Raw genomic sequence first — 19,424 nt, 5'->3', positions numbered from 1 at the left:
TTCTCGGCTTTTGCCTGTTTTTTGCTGTGATATGCCGGCAATAGCGGAACAAGTGTCCGCTTAAGCTTAATTTTAGTACCTTTGTTTGCAAATAGCGGAATCACGGTCCGCACGGAGCAGGTCTTATGTCTGTACACCGTTCGCGGCGTTCCCGCACCGAGCGCTGTCCCCTGTGCGCACGCACCGAGCGCTGTCCCCTGTGTGCACACACCGAGCGCTGTCCCCTGTGTGCACGCACCGAGCGCGGCGGCGCCTGTGTGCACGCACTGAGCGCGCTGTTCCCTGTGCGCTCGGTGCGTGGTCCGGAGCAAACTTGGATGGCTGTCGTCGACCTTATACAAAGAAGCCATCTCTCGAAGCCATGCAAAGATCAACGGTAAGTGGGTGGATCATCAGGTTCTGGCGATTATAAATCCGTCGGAGGATAGCTAGTTTTCCAAAGTGCAAATAATCGATGATTTATGGCTCAACCAACGGGATACGTTAGTTGAAATGACAACAGCGGCGGACCAAGAATTTTTACTTTGCATAAAGGTGGACCTCATGATCTCTTCTTTCTTAGCTACGATTTATGGCGTATTCCTACCCATATCGCTGCCCGTCATCGGCGGAGCACTGCTCAAGCGATTCAAGGGCATTGAAACCAAGGGCCTTTCGGCCCTGTCTTTATATGTGCTGAGCCCGGCTCTGATCTTCGAAACGCTGGAGAAGGCTTCGATTACCTCGAATGAGGTCACGGTAACGGTTGCGTTTTGCTTGTTGAATGTGATTGCGCTTTGGGTGCTGAGTGCCTTAGCCGGTAAAATGCTGGGCTTGTCCCAGACAGAGAAATCGGGGCTCGCCTTGACCACTATTTTTACCAACAGCGTGAATTACGGGCTTCCCCTCGTTCTGCTTGCCTTCGGGCAAGCAGGGCTGGATAAAGCTTCTGTGTATGTCATTGTGCAGATTATCATTATGAATACATTAGGGGTGTACCTGGCAGCGAGATCTCATTTTTCCGCCGCAAAGGCGATCAAATCGGTGTTTACGCTCCCCTCGGTTTACGCGGCGGGACTCGCCGTGCTCTTCCGGTTGGCGGATTTTCAGCTTCCGGAAGGGTTGAATACCGGCGTTTCCATGCTGTCCGCGGCTTATGCGCCGCTCGCTCTTGTCATACTGGGAGCCCAGATGGTCGGGGTTCGGGATGGCGGAGCTTCTGCCGTCTCCAAGCGCGGATTCTGGTCGGGCATGGCGATGCGAATGCTGGCGGGCCCATTGGTGGCTTGGGGATTGCTCGCGATTTTATCCATTGAGGGAACCTTGTTTGCGGTCATCCTGATTTTGTCGGCGATGCCAGCAGCCGTGAATGCGGTAATCCTTGCTGAACAATATGATGCCGCGCCCAAGCTGGTATCCAGGTGCATACTGTGGACCACGCTGGCTTCCTTTATCGTTCTGCCTGCCATGATCGGCTTTCTCTAAGCTTGCCATCTCCTGACCTGAAGCTTGGTTCAATCTCCAGACGTGTGTGTAAAGAGTAGTAAGCGTTAAGAAATAACCAACATCTGCAACTAAAGAATCGGATGGAGGTGGAGACTATGAGCAGGCAGCGTGACCGAGACGTGGAGATCGAGACCCGCAATATCGAGGAGCGGAATGACTCCAGCAGGGTAGCATCTACGTTAATTAAGTATGTGGCTTATCTGATTATCTTCTTTGGATTTTTGTATTTTCTTATCAAATACGTATTTCCGATGTTCTAGAAGGAGCAGATGGTATTCTTTAAAAAGCCTCCCTTTCGTAATACGCGAAAGAGAGGTTTTTTATCATGAATCGGCTTTTTTCATAGCAAGCTTTACCTTAGTCAGGCGTCATCCAACCTCGTGTGATCAGATTCACTTCGCACCTGGGATCATCAAATCTTCCAGCTTGGTCTCTTCATCAGACCAGTTGGCAAGCAGTTCTTGAATATACCGGATGTCCGAATCGTCCGGATCATAGAAGTAATCGCCGCGGATCACTAGATCTTTTCCCTTTAGCATGTAATTCTCAAATGTCGGTGGGGAGTCATTAAAAAATAGGTTTTCGGCCAGCTTGAAAATGAAATCGGAGTTTAAGTCCATCGTGAGATTGCTGCCTCCGATACGAATCAGCTCCGGGATTTTGGTTATATTTTTCAATTCAAATACCCGATCCATTAAGGAACTGAGGAATATGCGCTGACGCATGGTACGGTTGAAATCCGAATCCTCCCGGTACCTTACATAATTTAATGCCTCTGTTCCATCGTAAACCGGCTTGTTCGGCTCGATCCGCAATTTGATATGACGGGCGCTCTTGTTCTCGATGACTTTATCGATGGGGAGTTTAATCCCATCCAATGCATTGACGATATCCGTTAATCCGTGGAAATTGATTGCTGCATAATAATCGACAGGGTGCTGAAACAGATGCTCAACCGTATCCATGGCCATTTTCGCGCCGCCGTGGGCGTAAGCTGAGTTGATTCGGGAGGTGACTCCCCTGCCGATGACTTCGGTGTAGGTATCTCTCGGAATGGAGACAAGCAAAATTTTATTAAGGTCAGGTCGGATGACAGAGTAGATGATGGTGTCGGAACGGGCAGGCTCGTCCTCGCGTTGATCAACGCCCAGAAGCAAAACCGAGAATGGTTTCGTTGCCTCCGCAATAGGCTCGGGCGAATCAGAAGGACCAACAGGTTTGTAGGATTGCTCGAGCGTATGTTTGATATCTTTCGCGAAAAAAGCCTGAAACGCTATCCAGGACAATTCTTTTCTGAAAATATAGCCTAGTCCGCCTAAGAGAATCAGTATAGTAAAGGATACTCCTACCCATTTTTTGAGTTTGAGACGGCGTTTGGGCTTTCGAGGACGTCTGATAGTATACGTTTCATTTCGATGTTGGCTGGGATCCATGGATTTCCTCCTTGAATGTTTTGGATCATGCAGGGATGCCTGGATTATGTTTGAATAGGTTGATTTTACCAATATGTGTTGTGATAATTATAGTGAAAAGTTCGGGAAAATCAACATAAAATTACATTATATCCCATAAAAATTTTGAAATTTGTATATCAAGTGCCTGATTTTGGATTAAGGGGCAGCGGCTTCACCGTTGACTTTAAGGGTTAATGTAACTATGATGGTTACATGATATGATAGTCATCTGAAGATTTGGTCCGTCAGGAGGGGTCACATGAACATAAGCAGCCGATTTGCAGTGGCCATTCATATTCTCTCCGTGCTGGAGATGAATAAGGCTGGCGTCAGCACCTCAGATTATATCGCGGAGAGTGTGAACACGAATCCTGTGGTTATCCGGCGTGTCGTAGGCATGCTGAGCAAAGCGGGCCTGGTGGAGGTTAAACCTGGCGTAGCGGGAGCGAAGCTGGCAAAGCAACCGTCCGAGATTACGCTGCTGGATATTTATCATGCCGTTCATGTCGTGCAGGAGGATTCCTTGTTTGGCATTCATGAGAATTCGGACACAAAATGTCCTGTTGGCAAACATATTCAAACGGCAATTGTCCCCGTTTTTTCAGCCGCCCAGAAGGCCATGGAGAACACGCTGCATGAGGTGAATCTGGAAGAGATTGTCCGGAAAATTGATGCCTCTGCGAATGGAACATCAAGTGAATAAGCGAAAATCACACGCTCGATCCTTATGTAGGATGGGCGTTTTCTTTTGGTTAAATGTTGGCGACTCTTCGATGTACTTGTAAATTACTGGGTTTGACAACAAGGATGCCCTGTAACTATAATGATTACAAGCAAGATGTAACTGATTTGATTACAAGTTGAACTTGACGTTGACCTGAATATATGGAATGAACTAACCACAACATTCAAGGAGTGAGAATATGACAGCCATTATACATCCATCCACAAAGCTTGGCCCGGTCTCTCTGCGGATCAGTAATCTGGCACAATCTGTTCGCTTTTATACAGAAGTCGTCGGGTTGAAAATGCTTCGCCAGCATGGCCGTGTTGCCGAATTGACGGCAGACGGCAAACAGCCGCTGCTGATTATAGAGGAAATTCAAGATCTGGTGAGACCGCAGACCCGGACGGCAGGTCTGTACCATTTTGCAATTCTGGTTCCGAATCGGGAATCGCTCGGGCTTGCGCTTGCCAATCTGATTGCCCATAACATTCCTGTCGGTCAAGGCGATCATTTGGTCAGCGAAGCATTGTACATTAATGATCCGGACGGGAACGGCATCGAGATTTATGCCGACCGACCAAGGGATACCTGGAAGCGTGATGCCAATGGGGAATATGTGATGACTACCGACCCTGTCGATGTAGAAGGACTGCTGGCTCTCTCCAAGGACAAGGAATGGTATGGACTTCCTGAAGAGACGGTTATCGGGCATGTGCATTTCCACGTGTCCAACCTGCATGATGCCCGCGTATTTTATAGCGATGTTCTGGGGTTTGAGCTGACAGCCCATTACGGCGGCGCTGCGTTGTTTATATCTGCGGGAGGGTACCATCACCATATCGGGCTCAATGTTTGGGCAGGAATCGGTGTACCGAACACACCACGGAGCGCTGCGGGGATGGAAGATTATACGATTGAGCTTCCGAGCCATGAAGAGCTTGAAGCGGTAACCGGCCGTATCCGTGAGGCGGGACTGGGCCTGGAGCAGCGCGATGGCGTCTGGGCCGTTCAAGATCCTTCGGATATCTGGATCCGGTTGGTTGTTGCTTAATAATATAAGTTAAAAAGCCTGTCCGCGATGATCGTGGGCAGGCTTTCTTTATGAGAAATCTCGGTTATCTTTAAGTTATATCTGGTCTAATTCTCCCAGCGTACGAAGCATGAATTCCAGGATATTCGGGATATCTCCCATCTGTTCTTCGTTGATTCTACGAGGAAAGCGAAGCTCGATCGTGTTGTGAAGCGGTACCGGATCATCGCTGTAGGTGTACCGTATCGTTTGCAGTGGAGGAAGCTCCGGATTCCATATCTCCTTTATGATCTGGGCAATAGCCGGACACGCTATGGAAGCATCAGCGATATGTTTATAAAAGCGGAGTTTCAGCTCGCAGGCTGGCTGACCTTCCGGAATTTCCAAGATCTCGGCCGCCAAATCCCGGAGCCCGGTCTCGAGGCAAATTTCGGCTGAAGTTGTGGATGACGCAGCCAGCTCGAACCGGAGGCTAAAACTTCTGGATAACGTGGCCATATCCAGAAGATCCTTCCGATCGGTAACACGAATGATTTCATCGAGGTTATCGAGATCGTAGACCGCGTTTTCGATGCCAACCTTTAAATTTTCGAATATCGTCGGGTCAAACATGAGGCACATCCTTTGAACGTCATAGTGTCGTACATACGATTGTGGATAATATATCACAATTCAACTGCTTAAGGGGAGCAGGCTAAATGTATAAGACGGGATCCGTGCGTGATTTCCTTCGTGTTATAACAGTATTGCCAAATGGTATCATCGTTGACTCGCACTCGGCTCCAATCTGGTATAACGGAAAAATCGTAGGGGCAGCAAGTTGACCTGCGGATAAAGATCATGATAGGATGAAACACAAAAGACGGTAAAATAAATTTTACCGGTAAAGTGTATGGAGGTGTTAAAATTAAAATGACTGGTGTTTATAGAATTAAAACTCATGAACAGCTCAAAGCGATTGCCGATCCCCTGCGCACCAAGATCCTGATGAATCTCGTGAAAGATGCCTACACCGGACAGCAGCTAGCCGAGGTACTGGACATTACGCGGAACAATATTTACTTTCATCTGAAGGAGCTGGAGAAGCACGGCATCATTCACGTGGTCCGGAAGGAAGAGAAGAACGGTATCGTGCAGAAATACTATCGCGCCGTCGCAATCCGTTTCATTCCGGAGGATCATTTGCTGCCGAGCCTGGATTTGGTGGAAACATCCAGACAGGTATTTATGGAGACACTCGATGTTACCCGGACGAAAATCGAAAGCGCGCCGGCTTCTTCTTTTGCCTTGGACAGCACAAGCGAACACTATCGAAAAAACATTGCAGGGACCTACCGTTTTCATGCAACAAAGGAGAGCTTCCATGCTTTTGTGGATGAGTTCAAGCAGCTCATGAATAAACACTTTACGATGGAGACGGCCGAAACAGGCCATACGCCTGTGTCCACGGAAGAGAAAAATTACTATATGTCGTTGATCGCATTTCAAGATAATCAGGAGGATATCACCATTCGATAATCCTTGATGGGGGAGTCATTACATATGGAGAATCATCAACATAACGTCGTTATCGATGATGCATGGTTTACCGTATCGCAGCTGGATGAGACCACGTTCGCGATCAGTGAATACGGACATTGGGAGAAGGTACATTCGTTTCTGTTGATCGGAAGCGAGCGTGCCGCACTGATTGATACGGGACTTGGCATCGACAACATGAGGCGGATGACCGATCAGCTGACGGATTTACCTGTTGTGGTGCTAACCACGCATGTTCACGCGGATCATATCGGCAGTCATGGGCAGTACGGAGAGATTTATGTGCATGAGGCTGAGGAGGACTGGCTCGTCAGCGGGATTAAGAAGCTGTCCATTGAACAAATCCGTAAGGACATTTCACGTGATATCACGAGGCCGGTACCGGCTTCCTTCGATCCGGCAACCTATACCCCTTACCAGGGGCAACCGACCGGTATTCTAAGGGATCGAGATGTCATCGAGCTGGGCGGGCGGAGTCTGGTTATTTACCACACGCCGGGCCATTCGCCTGGACATATCGTGGTATTTGATGTACACCGGGGTTACTTGTTCACAGGGGATTTATTGTATGATGAGACGCCGATATATGCTTTTTATCCAACGACAAGTCCGGAGGATCTCGTAAACTCGCTGGAGCGGATCGCGAATCTCGATGGTGTAAAGCGCATCTATGGTTCTCACAATACACTTGGACTGGATCCGGCATGGCTGGTCGTGGTCAAAGAGGCGGTTCAAGAGCTGCGGGAAAAGGACCTTGTCCGATTTGGAACGGGCATTCACCGGTTCAACGGATTTTCGGTTCAATTTTAGCACCGTTATCCGGTTACTTCTCCGGCAAGCAAGCGCCATGGGAAGAAATGAAAAGCCTTGCACCGAGGGGTGCAGGGCTTTTTCGATTCCTAATTTATTTCGAGGCTAGCGGAAGGGCGTAGTAGTTAAAAGGCCTTGTCCAGCAGAGCACAGGCCTCTTGACGAAGCAGCAGCTGATTGGAACGGAAATGGACGGAGCGACCTTTTTGGTTACGAGTGTCCGGATCAACGACTCCACTCCCGATAAGCGCCTGAATGGCTTCTACTAACAGCCAGCTACATTCAGTCACTTCTTTGAGAAGGCGTGTCATATGACATATTGACACTGTTGCACATGACAACGAGTGCAGTAGGATACAGGAGTATCAAGGTCATGAAGACATGAAAGGAGTTTAATCTATGAAGAAATGGCTGAGGGAGTACCTGCTGAACTTTTGTTTTTTGATGCTGACTTTTGGAACCGGGGTGTTTTATTTTTGTTACTATCTTGTGGGCCTTTTTTTTGGCTTCGGCATGAGTTTCACCCTGATCGGGATACCGGTTCTTACCTTTGTAATGCGATCGTCATGGACTTTCATGAATTATGATCGGATCCAGACGAAGTTCTATACGGACATAACGATCGAACCTGTTATGAAGAGAACAACATCCGGCTCCCTCTGGATTCAGGCTAAGGGGGAACTGGCGGACATCCGAAATTGGAAAGCCGTATCGGTACTCATGCTGAAGTTTATCGTTGGCATCGCGAGTTTGTTCAGTGCCGTTATATTCTTTATCGTTCCCATTCTATGGATATTGGCCCCATGTATCAGTTCCTTTGCGGATATCAACGTAGGGCCTATTTGCATCGATACCTTGCCCAAGTCTCTGCTTATGATGGGAGTCGGCGTTCTGTTTGCTTATGCAGGGTCATGGGCCGCTAAGGGAGCGGCGAGATGGAGCGGCCGGTACACGCAGTGGATGTTTTCGGTTTGTAGGTAGACACACTGTGGGGGCCATGTCATATTAGGAAGGAACCGTGAAGGAACTGCAGGGAGTGAATGCTTTGTTTGATATAGTGAAACAATGGAAGTGGTACGACTGGGCCATGCTCTTTATTCGCATGATGGGCTGCATCTCCCTGATCATAAAGTTTGTAGAGCTCCGGAATCAGTTTACCGTATCATTATGGCTCGTCGTCATGTGGGAGATGGCAGCTTTCTCGATACCCTGGCTGTGTCTGCTTCTGAACCATAAAGCATATTTGGTAACGGAGCTCCTGTTATCGGGGGGGATCGCCGTCTATTTAACTTCCTCATTCCCGGAGGCTTACTTGTCGTTTATCATTCCGGCATTTCTGATGGCAGCGAACAGCTATGGAAATACGTACAGATGGACAGGCCCCCTTGCGGCTATCTTGGTTCCAATGCTGATCAAGCTGTACGCCCCATCAACGGATTTGATGCTGATGATGGAGCATGTCGCCTTTGCGTTTGCGTTAGGATTTGCCTTTCATCTATTGATGGCCAACTATCGCCAGAATGAAATCATTCGAACACATAATACGATTTTGGAGCAATATTTGTCCCAGGTCGAGCGGGTCACGCTGCTGGAAGAACGAGAGCGCGTGTCCAAGGAACTGCATGATACGATGGGCCATACGTATACGGCGGTCATTATGGGCTTGGAAACGCTTCGTTCCACGGAAACCGATGCAGCGGCTCAGCGTAAGCTGTCAAATCTGCTCGAACTGACACGGAGAAGCCTGGATGAAGTCAGAGGGTACTTGCATGAGTTGGACTCACCGCAAGAACAGCTTCCCCTGGTGCAGTCACTGAGACAGGTAACGGAGGATTTTGAGCGCAACACCGGGGTAAAAGCAGGATTTAGAGTGCTTGGTGAAGAGTACCCGGTATCCCGGCAGGTGAAAATGACCTTCTATCGTTGTCTCCAGGAGTCTTTAACCAACAGTGTTCGTCACGGTAATGCGACGAGGATTGATGCCGTGCTTCAATTCGAATTGCAGCAAACCCGGCTTGAAATTCTGGATAACGGCAGTGGAACCGTGCAAATCCAGGAAGGTTTTGGTTTAAGTGCCATGAAGGAAAGGGCCTATCGCCTTCAAGGCCAAGTCACGGTTTATTCGACTCCCGACGAAGGAACCGTTGTGACCTGCAGCTTGCCTAGAATCTTGGAGCCTGCGGATGAAATCATCAGAATTTTATTGGTGGATAATGAACCTTTTATCAGGGAGAGTCTCGGCATCATTCTGGAGTCGGAGAAGGACCTTGAGGTAGTAGGACGTGCGGAACATGGGGAGTTTGCCTTGGACATGTGTGAGAAGCTTAACCCCCATCTGGTGCTGATGGATCTGGAGATGCCCGTGATGGATGGGATTACAGCGACGCGATTGATCAAACAACGTTGGCCGTCAGTGAAGGTGATCATATTCACCACATTTGAGCAGAGGGCCAAAGCAGCCGAAGCGATGCGAGGCGGAGCGGACGGTTATTTGCTGAAGTCGATGGAGCCGCGTGAACTTGCCGAGAACATTCGCATCGTGTATCGAGGCGGAACTTTAATGAATCCGGCGATTTCGGCGAAACTCTTCGATGGGGAAGCGGGCGATTTCATGAAGGAGGAAGGCGGCACTGCATTCGTAATCGAAGCCGATCCGACGTCGTCTCCAACTTTGAAGTTGTATGATCTGACACCAAGGGAGATGGAGATTCTGAAGTATCTCTCCCAAGGCATGCGGTACAAGGCGATTGCGATGAGATTGTATCTCTCAGACGGGACCGTACGGAATTATGCTTCAACCTTGTATGCCAAGCTGGGCGTCCGCAACCGGGACGAAGCGATAGAAATTGCAAATCAGGCCGGGCTCCTATGAGCCCGGCCTGGTTTCTGACTCTTGCATATTTCCAGCATCAAAGCCGTTTGATGGCAGCGTATCGGAGTGCATACCATCAGTAACTGCGGTCCATGTTTTTACCGTAATAAATTTCGTCCATCTCCAGTTTGATGCGCTCGGTGATTTTCTGCTGCTCGGCTTCGGATAGCTTATCCTTCGTGTAACCGAACAGATAGTTGTCCAGATCAAACTGCTTCAGCTTACACTTGGTGTGGAAGATGTTCTCCTTGTATACGTTGACGTCAATCATATCGAACAGCTCCTTGGCCTCGTCCGGAATGTAGTTCTGAATGGAGCTGATCTCATGGTCGATAAACAGCTTGTGCCCGTGAATATCCCGCGTGAAGCCTCGAATTTTATAGTCGATCGTCATAATATCCGTATCAAAGGAGTGGATCAGGTAATTTAGGGCTTTCAGCGGTGAAATCTCCCCGCAGGTTGACACGTCGATATCGGCCCGGAAGGTGCTGATTCCCTCATCGGGATGAAATTCCGGATACGTATGGACGGTAATGTGGCTCTTGTCGAGCTGCAGGATGACGTTATCCGGCAGCGGCCCCGGCGATTCGTCATAGGATTCCTCCGGAACCTCCACGACCGGACCCTCGGATACAAGGACCGTTACGCTGGCGCCTTGCGGGATATAATCCTGCTTGGCAATGTTCAGGACATGCGCTCCGATGATTTCGGCCACATGGCTCAATATTTTTGTTAGCCGATCCGCGTTATACTGTTCATCAATATATTCAAGATACGCCTCTCGTTCTTCCCGGGTTTTCGTATAACAGACATCGTACATGTTAAAGCTGAGCGATTTTGTTAGGTTGTTGAACCCGTGCAGGGTAACGCGTTGTTCTGGTGTCATATCCATATGAATTTCCCCTTGTGTCGTTAATATATCAGTTCGAGTACCTATTATTTCCGAAACCGGCGATTAATAATCTGCCCATGCTTCACCTTCGGAATTAACATTAATATGTTCTTACCCGGATCGGGTTTAACATTAACAGAAGGTCAAGGATGATAGAGACAAGTATTGGCTGCTCAAAACTCAAAAAGGCCAACCGGTAATCCCCGGCTGACCTCAAGACGAGAAGGACACCTGCTACATGCAGCATATCCTTCGAGCGTGTATATGGACTTCACTTCGTATTTCCGATACTATGATCCTTCTCAAACGGCATGATTACTCCGTAAATTCCAGCAGTTCAATTACATTCCCAAAAGGGTCCCGGATTGCGCTGTATAGACCGGGAGGGCACGGCTGCGGTGTATCAAAGATGACCTCTACACCCTGCGTTTTGTAGTTCGCAATCGCCGCGCGTACATCAGCCGTCTCAAGTCCGATAATAACCTGAGCTTCATGCGGGTAATCGGTTTTCGTAGGACGGTCGCATTTTTGCAGAACAAGGGAAACGCCTTCATGTTTCAAACTGATGATCTGATCATCATACACCTTGGAAATTTCGAATCCCAGAATATCACAATAAAATCGCGTCGCTTGATCCATATCACTTACATTGATCGATAGAACACAAAGATTGGGCATAGTTCCTCTTCTCCTCTAATCCATGGGTTGTCTTACTGGCAGCATAGAATGCCTTCACCGGATTCGATGCTGGATTTTAAGCTGGCCAGCATGCTTTTCCATGCATCCACATGCCATTCCCGGGCTTGCAGTGACGCCTCGGTATCCTTCCAGCCCGTATGCTCTAAGGTAATTCTCGTGCCGCCGTCCTGTTCAGGTCTAAAAGACACCTTGACCTCAGTTAATTCCCCCTGATTCATCGTTTCCGCAAAGGGATCGGGTCCTTTCCACTCAAACACGAGGGTATGCGGTTCATCATACTGCAAAATGGTGCAGCCCGCGGTGCACATCGATTCACGATTAGCCGGGTTAAAATAAAGCTCGAACTTTCCGCCCGCCCTCGGTTCAATTTCAGCAGCCGGCGCAAACCACTCGGTTATCCTCGCAGACTCCGTCCATGCTCGCCAGAGGAGCTGCACGTCGGCCTGAATTATGGTTTCTTGAATAATGGTCATGTCTATTCCTCCAATCTATAGTGCTCATTGTTCCGTAATAACGCTTCCAGCAATTCCATTATAAAGGGACATGCGATTCAAAAATTCTTCTACCTTGCGCTGTTATTTCCGATCCTTCTCGAATAAGAGCAGAGGTAGATTAACAACAATCGGCGGGTCATAGGGCAGAGGCTCGCGCAAGGTGATGTTTACGGCGAGATCGGTTTCTTCGTCGATATGGACAGGCTCCTCCCGCTTGCCGCGCAAGGATTTGCTCAGCAGAAAATAATCCCGGGGATTAAGGCTCCAGGGGATGCCCGCTGCCAGCACATAATACGTTCCGGTTGGTATGCCGGCTAAAGTACAGGTCCGGTTCTTGAGGTTGACCGCCGTACCGGAGACGGGCTTCTGATCAGGCACGGGTCTTGGGAACAGACCAACGTAAATCATGCCGCGGAACGCCTCGGGAGCTTCGATCCGGCAATGAATCCGGGGCAGAGCATGTCTTTCTTCCTCTGCCCAGGTTAATGGCTTGTGCTCATATTGATTCACGTAACGATGCAGGGACTCGGTGGTGGAGCGGAACCTTTTCGGAGACAGGCCGACAAACTGCTTGAAGCGGGTATTGAAGGTGCCGGGACTTGCCAAACCGATGCGCATTCCGATTTTTACGAGCAGGGAAGGACTTTGAAGGAGCTCGATTTTGCCGGATTCAACCCGGAGCGCGGACAGGTATTGCCTGAGCGATATGCCGGTTACTCGCTTGAATACTCTGGAGAAATGGTAGGGACTGTATCCCGCAAGATCGGCGAGCTGCTCGGCCGTCATGGGCTCGTCCAGATGCTCCTTCATATATTGAATGGTTTGATTTACGGCTTCGGTATGTGCGTCATTCATTAGGATCACCAACTTCACTTTTTGGGCTCTACATGATAGCATGCCTTTTTCCACATTTATGAAGTTCTCTTCGTCGAATGCAATTTCCTTCTACGATTCGGTTGCCCATTCATGGAAAGGCCGTTAAACTTAAAGGATACAGGCTTTTCGAAACGGAAAACCAAGGAGAATTAAGGAGTTTTTATCCATGAATGTGGAAACAAATGATAGAGAATCGATGAATATGGATACAGCGCGGGATTATCTGCAGAAATATTACGGCTATCCTGATTTTCGGGAGGGCCAGAAAAAAATCGTCGCCAGTCTGCTGGCGGGTCAAGATACGCTCGGGATCATGCCGACGGGCGGAGGCAAATCGATCTGTTATCAGATCCCGGCGCTCCTGTGTCCGGGTCTCACGTTGGTTGTATCGCCTTTGATTTCCTTGATGAAGGATCAGGTGGATGCCCTTACGACAGCGGGTGTGGCCGCTGCCTATATCAACAGCACGCTCAGCGGCAAGGAAGTGAACGATCGCATACGTGCGGCCAAGCGCGGAGAATTGAAGCTGTTATATGTCGCCCCGGAACGGCTTGAACTGGATTGGTTCCGGGAGGAGATGGCAGGTCTTGACATTTCGATTGTGGCTGTCGATGAAGCTCACTGCGTATCCCAGTGGGGGCATGATTTCCGGACCAGCTATCTCTCGGTGGCTCCTTTTGTTAAAGGGCTCCCGAACCGTCCGATCGTGGCGGCCTTTACGGCCACGGCCACGCCAGAAGTTATGGAAGACATGCAGCGTCTGCTTCGACTGGAACAGCCGCAGGTGTTCGTAACGGGCCTTGGGCGCGACAATCTGGAGATGTCGGTGCTTCGCGGTGAGAACAAGCGGGAGTTCGTTCTGGACTATGCGGCCTCGCATACCCACCAGCCAGGAATCATCTATGCCGCCACTCGCAAAGAGGTCGATGATTTATGCCAGCGCCTTATAGCTAAGGGGCTTCTAGCGGGTCGATACCATGCCGGCATGAGTGACGCGGAGCGGGCGGAGAGCCAAGAGGCTTTCCTCTATGACGATATTCGCGTTATTGTAGCAACGAACGCGTTTGGCATGGGGATCGATAAATCCAACGTCCGGTATGTCATTCATTACAATATGCCGAAAAATATGGAATCCTACGTGCAGGAAGCGGGTCGCGCCGGTCGGGATGGCGAGCCCAGCCAGTGCATATTGCTGTTTAGCGCCCAGGACATCATGACCCAGAAATTCCTGATTGAACAGAATCCCCAGGAGGGCGAGCGCAAGCAGAACGACTACCGGAAGCTGCAGCAGATGATCGATTACTGCTACACCACAAGGTGCCTTAGGAGCGCGATGCTGGATTATTTCGGGGAAGAACACGAAGATAAGCCCTGCGGTACGTGCAGCTCCTGCACGGATGACCGGGAACTTGTCGATATCACGGTGGATGCGCAGAAAATTTTCTCATGCATCCACCGGATGCGCGAACGCTTTGGCGTGTCCACGGTCGCCTCGGTGCTGAAGGGCTCCCGGGCGAAAAAAGTGCTGGAGTACGGCTTTGACCGCCTTCCGACCTATGGCGTGATGTCGAATCGGACCGAGAAGGAGATATCCGAGACGATCAATGTGCTCATCTCGGAAGGGTTCCTGGCGCTGACGGAAGGCCAATACCCTGTCGTGAAACTGCAGAGCGAGGCCGCCGATGTGTTAAAAGGCCAGCGCGAAGTGATGCAGCGCGTTCCGCGTCCTTCCAAAGCCGCAGGCAGCCAGCGAAGCGGCAGCCGCCGCGATTATTCGCCGTCAGCCGTCAACGAGACGGTGTTCGAGCAGCTGCGTTTGATTCGGCGTGAGCTGGCAAGCAAAGAGCATGTGCCGTCCTACATCATTTTTAACGACGCAACCTTGCGTGAGATGAGTGTGGTTTGTCCGCAGAGCGAGGATGAGATGCTGAATGTCAAAGGGGTCGGGGAAGTGAAATTCCGTAAATATGGCCGTCCGTTCCTGGAATTCTTCCTGAATGGTCAGAGTGCGTCGAATGACGGGGACGATCTGTTTGACTATGAAGAATAGGCTTGCATGACAGGCGGAAATCATGGCTTTTTCCCGTTCCATCACTCAGAATAAACCGTTCGGTTAATAAATTTACATTATGTAGAAAGAAAGTGGACCCTACTATGAAAGTCATACTATCAACCTTGAATGCCAAGTACATTCATACCTCTTTAGCCATTCGCTGCCTGAAGGCATACAGCGAGAAGGATTTCGATATCGAACTGACGGAGTACACGATTAAGGACCCTGTGATGAATATCGTCTCCGACCTGTTCCAGCGCAAGCCGGATGTGATCGGATTCTCCTGTTATATATGGAATATTGAAGAAACGATTAAAGTGATCGATATCGTGAAGAAGATTATGCCGGAGGTCACGATCATATTGGGCGGACCTGAAGTATCCTACGATACGGAGTATTGGATGAAACGGCTGCACAATGTCGACTTTATCGTTATGGGTGAAGGCGAGGAGACCTTCCACCATTTGCTGCAAACGATTGAAGGGGACCGGAAGTATCATTTCGTTTATGGCGTGGCTTACCGCAAGCAGGATGAAGTCATTGTGAATCCCGGAAGACCGAAGAGCATTCTGGCAGAGCTGCCTTCCCCGCATCGTTTTCCGGAGGATATCCCGCATCTCGGGAAGCGGGTTGTCTATTTTGAGACCAGCCGGGGCTGTCCCTTCAGCTGCCAGTTCTGCCTGTCGAGCATTGAGGTGGGGGTTCGCTACTACGACATTGAACGGACTAAAGCGGATATTCTCTACCTGATCGAGAACGGAGCAAAATTGATCAAGTTCGTAGACCGCACCTTTAACATTAAGCGGGATTACGCGCTTGAAATGTTCGAGTTTCTTATCGAGAATCATGGCGGCTGCGTGTTCCAGTTTGAGATCACGGCGGATATCATGCGTCCCGAGGTGCTGGATTATTTGGCGAAAAATGCGCCTCCCGGCATTTTTCGGTTTGAAATCGGGGTGCAATCGACCAACGACCCGACAAACGAGCTGGTAAAGCGTCGCCAGAATTTCACCAAGCTGTCGCGCACGGTAACCATGATCAAGGACAGCCGCAAGATCGATCAGCATTTGGATTTGATTGCAGGTCTTCCGAAAGAGGATTACGATACGTTCCGCAAAACGTTTAACGATGTATTTGCGCTTGGGCCGGAGGAACTGCAGTTAGGCTTCCTGAAGATGCTCCGCGGAACCGGGCTGCGGATCGATGCGGACAAGTATAATTACACCTACATGGACCATGCTCCGTATGAGATCCTCGGCAGCGACGTGCTACCGTTCTCGGATATCGTCCGACTGAAGAGGCTGGAGGATGTGTTGGAGAAGTATTGGAATGCGCACCGGATGGACCACACCCTGAATTATTTGATGAAGCATGAGTTTACGTCGCCGTTTGATTTCTTCCAAGAGTTTGGAGACTACTGGGAAGGACAGGGCTGGCAAAAAATCGGCCATCAGCTCGAGGATCTGTTCACGCGTTTAACGGCTTTCCTTGAAGATCGGAAGACCCCGCATATGGACGTTGTCTCCGGTCTCATGAAGTTTGATTATTTCCTGGGCCATAAGTATAAGCCGCGGAAAATATGGTGGGATCATACCCAGGATAAAGCGCAATGGACCGCCAATGTCCGCAAAATCGTAGAGGAGCCTGCGGCCCTGTCCGACGGTTTTGCCGATCTGGGGATCACGGAGCGCGATCTGCAGAAACATGCGATGATTGAGGTGCTGCCGTTTAACCTCAGCGATGCCATCCAGGGCGGCACCGGATTTCCGGACAGCGCGGACCATGCAACGATGCTGTTGGTATTGTACCAGCAGAACGAAACAGGACAGCCGCAGTACTACACGATGCCTGTGGAGTTAGCGAAGCAGGCAAAGTGGAGTTAGCGAAGCAGGCAAAGTAGAGTTAGCGAAGGACAACTCTTACCGGAACTTGATGTGAGCGGCTTGCCGTTTTGGCGAAATACCTTTCTTATAGGGATTGGCATGGACTGGAGCCGTGAAGATGATCCCTGCGTTGCCGTAACGGACCGTAACCTGGGCGTCCCGGAATAAAACACCCTGAGGATCGGAATTCTAATCGCATCAACCGATGAGGAGGGGATGTTTATGAACGGGAAACAGATGGGGCGGGAACAGCATCCGCAGGATGAGCCAACCATTGCGCCGGGTATGGAAACCAATGATGATCTGCGCGAAGAGGCTACGGAGGATGAAGTAAATCATGGCGAGTATACCGAGGTCACGCATCTGATCATCGACCGCACGCCGAACGAGGAAGAGTAAGGGGCTGAAAGGGGCTGAAAGGGGCTGGGCTTTCTGTTAAGTAGGTTTACTTACTTGGTGGATAGCTTGTCGAATTAAAAAGGTTTCCATTTACTAAGGAATTTTAGGTTAAGGGTGGATATGCACAGCGTCACAACAGAGAAGGGGGTGTCCCAAAAGGTTAATCGACCTTTTTGGGACACCCCCTTTTTAATTCGTCCTGCAACATTCTTTTACATACGGGTTTCGATTCTCGCGGCGTCGTCTGCTGTCCCATGCGATTCCGAGGTGTGCCGTTCTAGCCAGTCGAGAACATGTGCCGCAACTTCATCCCGGTTGATTTCATGCAGCATTTCGTGGCGGCCGCCGGGATACAAACGGTATTCAAGATCCTGGATGCCATGTTTCCGGTACATTTCGATCAAACGCCGTACGCCTTTTCCGCGGTGTCCGACCGGATCATCCTCGCCCGAGAAAATGTAGACCGGCTTATCCTTTAGAAGGCATTCCATCAATTGAGGTTTATGGATCTGGGACAGCAGCTTGAAGAAATCACGGAAGAAACGAGCGCTGCATACCTGACCGCAATAGGGGTCGTTGATATACTTATCCACTTCCGTTTCATCCCGGGACAACCAATCGAATGGAGTGCGAATAGGGCCGAAACCTTTGTTGTAAGGGCCGAACACGATGGCGTTCAGCATCAGACTCCGGTGCGTGTTTCCTTGAAGGCGCATTTGTACCGCTGCCAGATTCAAACCGAACGCCAGCAGTCCCTGTGGACCATTGGTGCCGGACAGAATGAATCCGTCGAATAATTCGCCGTTCAAACACATGATCTTTTGGGTCAAAAAAGACCCCATGCTGTGACCCATCAAGTAATGTGGAACACCGGCATGGCGCTTCTTAAGCTCGGAAGCAAGAAGCAGCAGGTCTTCAATCATTCCTTCGAAACCGTCTTCCCCGGCATCGCCGAGAAGTGTAAGGCCGGACGTTTGTCCATGACCCCGATGGTCGTTGCAGTACACAGCGTAACCGTGTGCTGTAAGCAACTCAGCAAGCTCCTCGTATCGTATGCCGGTTTCGCACATGCCATGCGCAATTTGCACGATGGCACGAACGGGATGGTCCGGCTCCGGCAGCCATTGATATACAAAAACATGCATGCCCTGCGTATTCAGCATCGTAAACGTGTCGGTTTGCATTTCAGGCCTAACACCTCCACAAAAACGAATGGTTTATTTCAATACTTTATACCCTGTTTATGGAAGATATGAACGAAGAACCGTAGATTGCCCGTCCAGCGTATATGCACCCAGGTTAGCTGGCAGCAGGAAGCATTGTCCGGACGTATACTCAATGGAGCCGTTATCCCAGCTGAGGGTTCCTTGACCATCGCATACCACGACGATCGTGAAGCTTTCCGCGGAAGTGGACAAGGACCAGGCACCTTTAACAGCGCCTTTCTCGACAACAAAATAGGGAGACTTGGCAAGCTCAAGCCATTCTCCAGGCGCGGTTCCTTCCGTGCTCATTGTGGTCGCGCCGGATCCTTCGTAGGCCGTCACGTTCAAGGAGTCCTCGATATGAAGCTCGCGCGGCTTACCGTCAAGGCCCGGTCGATTATAATCGAAAATCCGGTAGGTTGTATCCGAATTTTGCTGAATTTCCGCCACTACAACGCCAGCACATAGGGCGTGCACCGTACCGGCAGGTATGTAGAACGTGTCTCCGGCTTTTACGGACACTTCTTGCAGCTGGTCCATAACCGTGCCGTTTTCCATGGCCTCTTTCAACGTCTCGCGGCTAACGCCTTCCTTTAGACCGTATATGATTTTGGCGTCCGGCTTCGCATCCAGCACATACCACATTTCTGTCTTGCCCAGCTCGCCTTTCGGAAGCCCCTCATAGTCATCGGTTGGATGCACCTGAACCGAGAGGTTGTCATTGCAGTCAAGCAGCTTGATCAGCAGGGGGAAACGTCCGTTAACCTCGGAGAATCCTTTGCTGCCAAACCACTCCCGTCCAAATTGCTCCCGAACCTGATCCAGGCCGCGACCGGCAAGTTCACCGTTCACAATGCTGGTCGTGCCGTTCGGGTGGTCGGCGATCATCCAGCCTTCTCCGATATGTCCTTCAGGAATATCCAGGCCGAATTGCTCCAGGGCACGGCCACCCCACACACGCTCTTTAAATTCGGGTTGGAACAATAATGGATATGGTTTTGTCATG

Annotated in this window: 20 protein-coding genes; 11 read left to right on the top strand and 9 right to left on the bottom strand. The window is 50.0% G+C overall.

Features of this window, described 5'->3' with window-relative positions:
* A partial coding sequence (locus tag ACPV3A_RS32075) for a hypothetical protein (protein ID WP_426203772.1) occupies positions 1 to 341 on the bottom strand: 341 nt, incomplete at its 3' end.
* Between the two features lie 202 nt (positions 342 to 543).
* Here ACPV3A_RS32075 and ACPV3A_RS32070 point away from each other — a divergent pair.
* Both ACPV3A_RS32070 and ACPV3A_RS32065 read left to right on the top strand, forming a co-directional pair.
* Positions 544 to 1,464, top strand: a complete 921-nt coding sequence (locus ACPV3A_RS32070) for an AEC family transporter (RefSeq protein ID WP_339219547.1) — start codon at positions 544 to 546, stop codon at positions 1,462 to 1,464.
* 116 nt (positions 1,465 to 1,580) lie between these two features.
* Entirely contained in the window at positions 1,581 to 1,745 is a 165-nt protein-coding gene (locus ACPV3A_RS32065; protein ID WP_164817510.1) for a hypothetical protein, read from the top strand.
* Positions 1,746 to 1,877: 132 nt separating this feature from the next.
* Here the strand turns inward: ACPV3A_RS32065 and ACPV3A_RS32060 are convergent, their stop codons facing one another.
* Positions 1,878 to 2,918, bottom strand: coding sequence for an LCP family protein (locus tag ACPV3A_RS32060; RefSeq protein ID WP_220684036.1), 1,041 nt, complete (start codon positions 2,916 to 2,918; stop codon positions 1,878 to 1,880).
* 280 nt (positions 2,919 to 3,198) lie between these two features.
* Here ACPV3A_RS32060 and ACPV3A_RS32055 point away from each other — a divergent pair, with 280 nt between their 5' ends.
* Together ACPV3A_RS32055 and ACPV3A_RS32050 are read left to right on the top strand one after the other, a co-directional pair.
* The gene (locus ACPV3A_RS32055) at positions 3,199 to 3,642 is read left to right on the top strand and encodes an Rrf2 family transcriptional regulator (protein WP_426203769.1); all 444 of its coding nucleotides are present in this window, start codon (positions 3,199 to 3,201) and stop codon (positions 3,640 to 3,642) included.
* Between the two features lie 220 nt (positions 3,643 to 3,862).
* On the top strand, positions 3,863 to 4,717 hold the full coding sequence (locus ACPV3A_RS32050) for a VOC family protein (protein ID WP_426203767.1): 855 nt from the start codon (positions 3,863 to 3,865) through the stop codon (positions 4,715 to 4,717).
* A gap of 75 nt (positions 4,718 to 4,792) precedes the next feature.
* Here the strand turns inward: ACPV3A_RS32050 and ACPV3A_RS32045 are convergent, their stop codons facing one another.
* On the bottom strand, positions 4,793 to 5,308 hold the full coding sequence (locus ACPV3A_RS32045) for a hypothetical protein (protein WP_194544354.1): 516 nt from the start codon (positions 5,306 to 5,308) through the stop codon (positions 4,793 to 4,795).
* Positions 5,309 to 5,608: 300 nt separating this feature from the next.
* Between ACPV3A_RS32045 and ACPV3A_RS32040 the strand changes: the two genes are divergently transcribed.
* From ACPV3A_RS32040 to ACPV3A_RS32025, 4 genes are all read left to right on the top strand, one after another.
* Positions 5,609 to 6,214, top strand: coding sequence for an ArsR/SmtB family transcription factor (locus ACPV3A_RS32040; RefSeq protein WP_426203765.1), 606 nt, complete (start codon positions 5,609 to 5,611; stop codon positions 6,212 to 6,214).
* A gap of 24 nt (positions 6,215 to 6,238) precedes the next feature.
* On the top strand, positions 6,239 to 7,045 hold the full coding sequence (locus ACPV3A_RS32035) for an MBL fold metallo-hydrolase (RefSeq protein WP_339219538.1): 807 nt from the start codon (positions 6,239 to 6,241) through the stop codon (positions 7,043 to 7,045).
* A 399-nt stretch (positions 7,046 to 7,444) separates the two neighbouring features.
* Positions 7,445 to 8,026 (top strand): sensor domain-containing protein, encoded by a 582-nt coding sequence (locus tag ACPV3A_RS32030; RefSeq protein WP_220684041.1) that lies wholly within the window; start codon positions 7,445 to 7,447, stop codon positions 8,024 to 8,026.
* Between the two features lie 64 nt (positions 8,027 to 8,090).
* Positions 8,091 to 9,917, top strand: a complete 1,827-nt coding sequence (locus tag ACPV3A_RS32025; protein WP_426203775.1) for a response regulator — start codon at positions 8,091 to 8,093, stop codon at positions 9,915 to 9,917.
* 76 nt (positions 9,918 to 9,993) lie between these two features.
* Here the strand turns inward: ACPV3A_RS32025 and speD are convergent, their stop codons facing one another.
* The 4 genes from speD to ACPV3A_RS32005 all read right to left on the bottom strand — a co-directional run bounded on the left by speD (position 9,994) and on the right by ACPV3A_RS32005 (position 12,857).
* A complete protein-coding gene (gene speD, locus ACPV3A_RS32020) occupies positions 9,994 to 10,809 on the bottom strand; it encodes an adenosylmethionine decarboxylase (RefSeq protein ID WP_194544349.1) in 816 nt (271 codons plus the stop codon).
* 315 nt (positions 10,810 to 11,124) lie between these two features.
* A complete protein-coding gene (locus tag ACPV3A_RS32015; protein ID WP_220684042.1) occupies positions 11,125 to 11,487 on the bottom strand; it encodes a VOC family protein in 363 nt (120 codons plus the stop codon).
* Between the two features lie 32 nt (positions 11,488 to 11,519).
* Positions 11,520 to 11,981: an SRPBCC family protein gene (locus ACPV3A_RS32010; RefSeq protein ID WP_220684043.1), complete on the bottom strand. Its 462-nt coding sequence runs from the start codon at positions 11,979 to 11,981 to the stop codon at positions 11,520 to 11,522.
* A 102-nt stretch (positions 11,982 to 12,083) separates the two neighbouring features.
* Positions 12,084 to 12,857 (bottom strand): helix-turn-helix domain-containing protein, encoded by a 774-nt coding sequence (locus ACPV3A_RS32005; protein WP_194544934.1) that lies wholly within the window; start codon positions 12,855 to 12,857, stop codon positions 12,084 to 12,086.
* 187 nt (positions 12,858 to 13,044) lie between these two features.
* On the opposite strand from ACPV3A_RS32005, the gene recQ reads away from it, so the two are divergent.
* The 3 genes from recQ (at position 13,045) to ACPV3A_RS31990 (ending at position 17,213) form a co-directional block, all read left to right on the top strand.
* Positions 13,045 to 14,928, top strand: a complete 1,884-nt coding sequence (gene recQ, locus ACPV3A_RS32000) for a DNA helicase RecQ (RefSeq protein ID WP_194544346.1) — start codon at positions 13,045 to 13,047, stop codon at positions 14,926 to 14,928.
* A 104-nt stretch (positions 14,929 to 15,032) separates the two neighbouring features.
* On the top strand, positions 15,033 to 16,814 hold the full coding sequence (locus ACPV3A_RS31995) for a B12-binding domain-containing radical SAM protein (protein ID WP_426203761.1): 1,782 nt from the start codon (positions 15,033 to 15,035) through the stop codon (positions 16,812 to 16,814).
* Between the two features lie 222 nt (positions 16,815 to 17,036).
* Positions 17,037 to 17,213 carry a hypothetical protein gene (locus tag ACPV3A_RS31990; RefSeq protein WP_426203759.1) on the top strand — a complete coding sequence of 59 codons (177 nt, stop codon included), beginning with the start codon at positions 17,037 to 17,039 and terminating at the stop codon, positions 17,211 to 17,213.
* 212 nt (positions 17,214 to 17,425) lie between these two features.
* On the opposite strand, the gene ACPV3A_RS31985 is transcribed toward ACPV3A_RS31990, so the two are convergent.
* Positions 17,426 to 18,397, bottom strand: a complete 972-nt coding sequence (locus ACPV3A_RS31985) for an alpha/beta hydrolase (RefSeq protein ID WP_194544343.1) — start codon at positions 18,395 to 18,397, stop codon at positions 17,426 to 17,428.
* Between the two features lie 57 nt (positions 18,398 to 18,454).
* Entirely contained in the window at positions 18,455 to 19,423 is a 969-nt protein-coding gene (locus tag ACPV3A_RS31980) for a type I phosphomannose isomerase catalytic subunit (protein ID WP_426203757.1), read from the bottom strand.
* Position 19,424 lies beyond the last annotated feature (1 nt).

It is taken from the genome of Paenibacillus sp. Dod16 (genome assembly GCF_049893405.1).
GTDB lineage: Bacteria > Bacillota > Bacilli > Paenibacillales > Paenibacillaceae > Paenibacillus_AQ.
The sequence above is the reverse complement of the archived record's forward strand: the minus strand, read 5'-3'. Positions and strand labels throughout refer to the sequence as shown.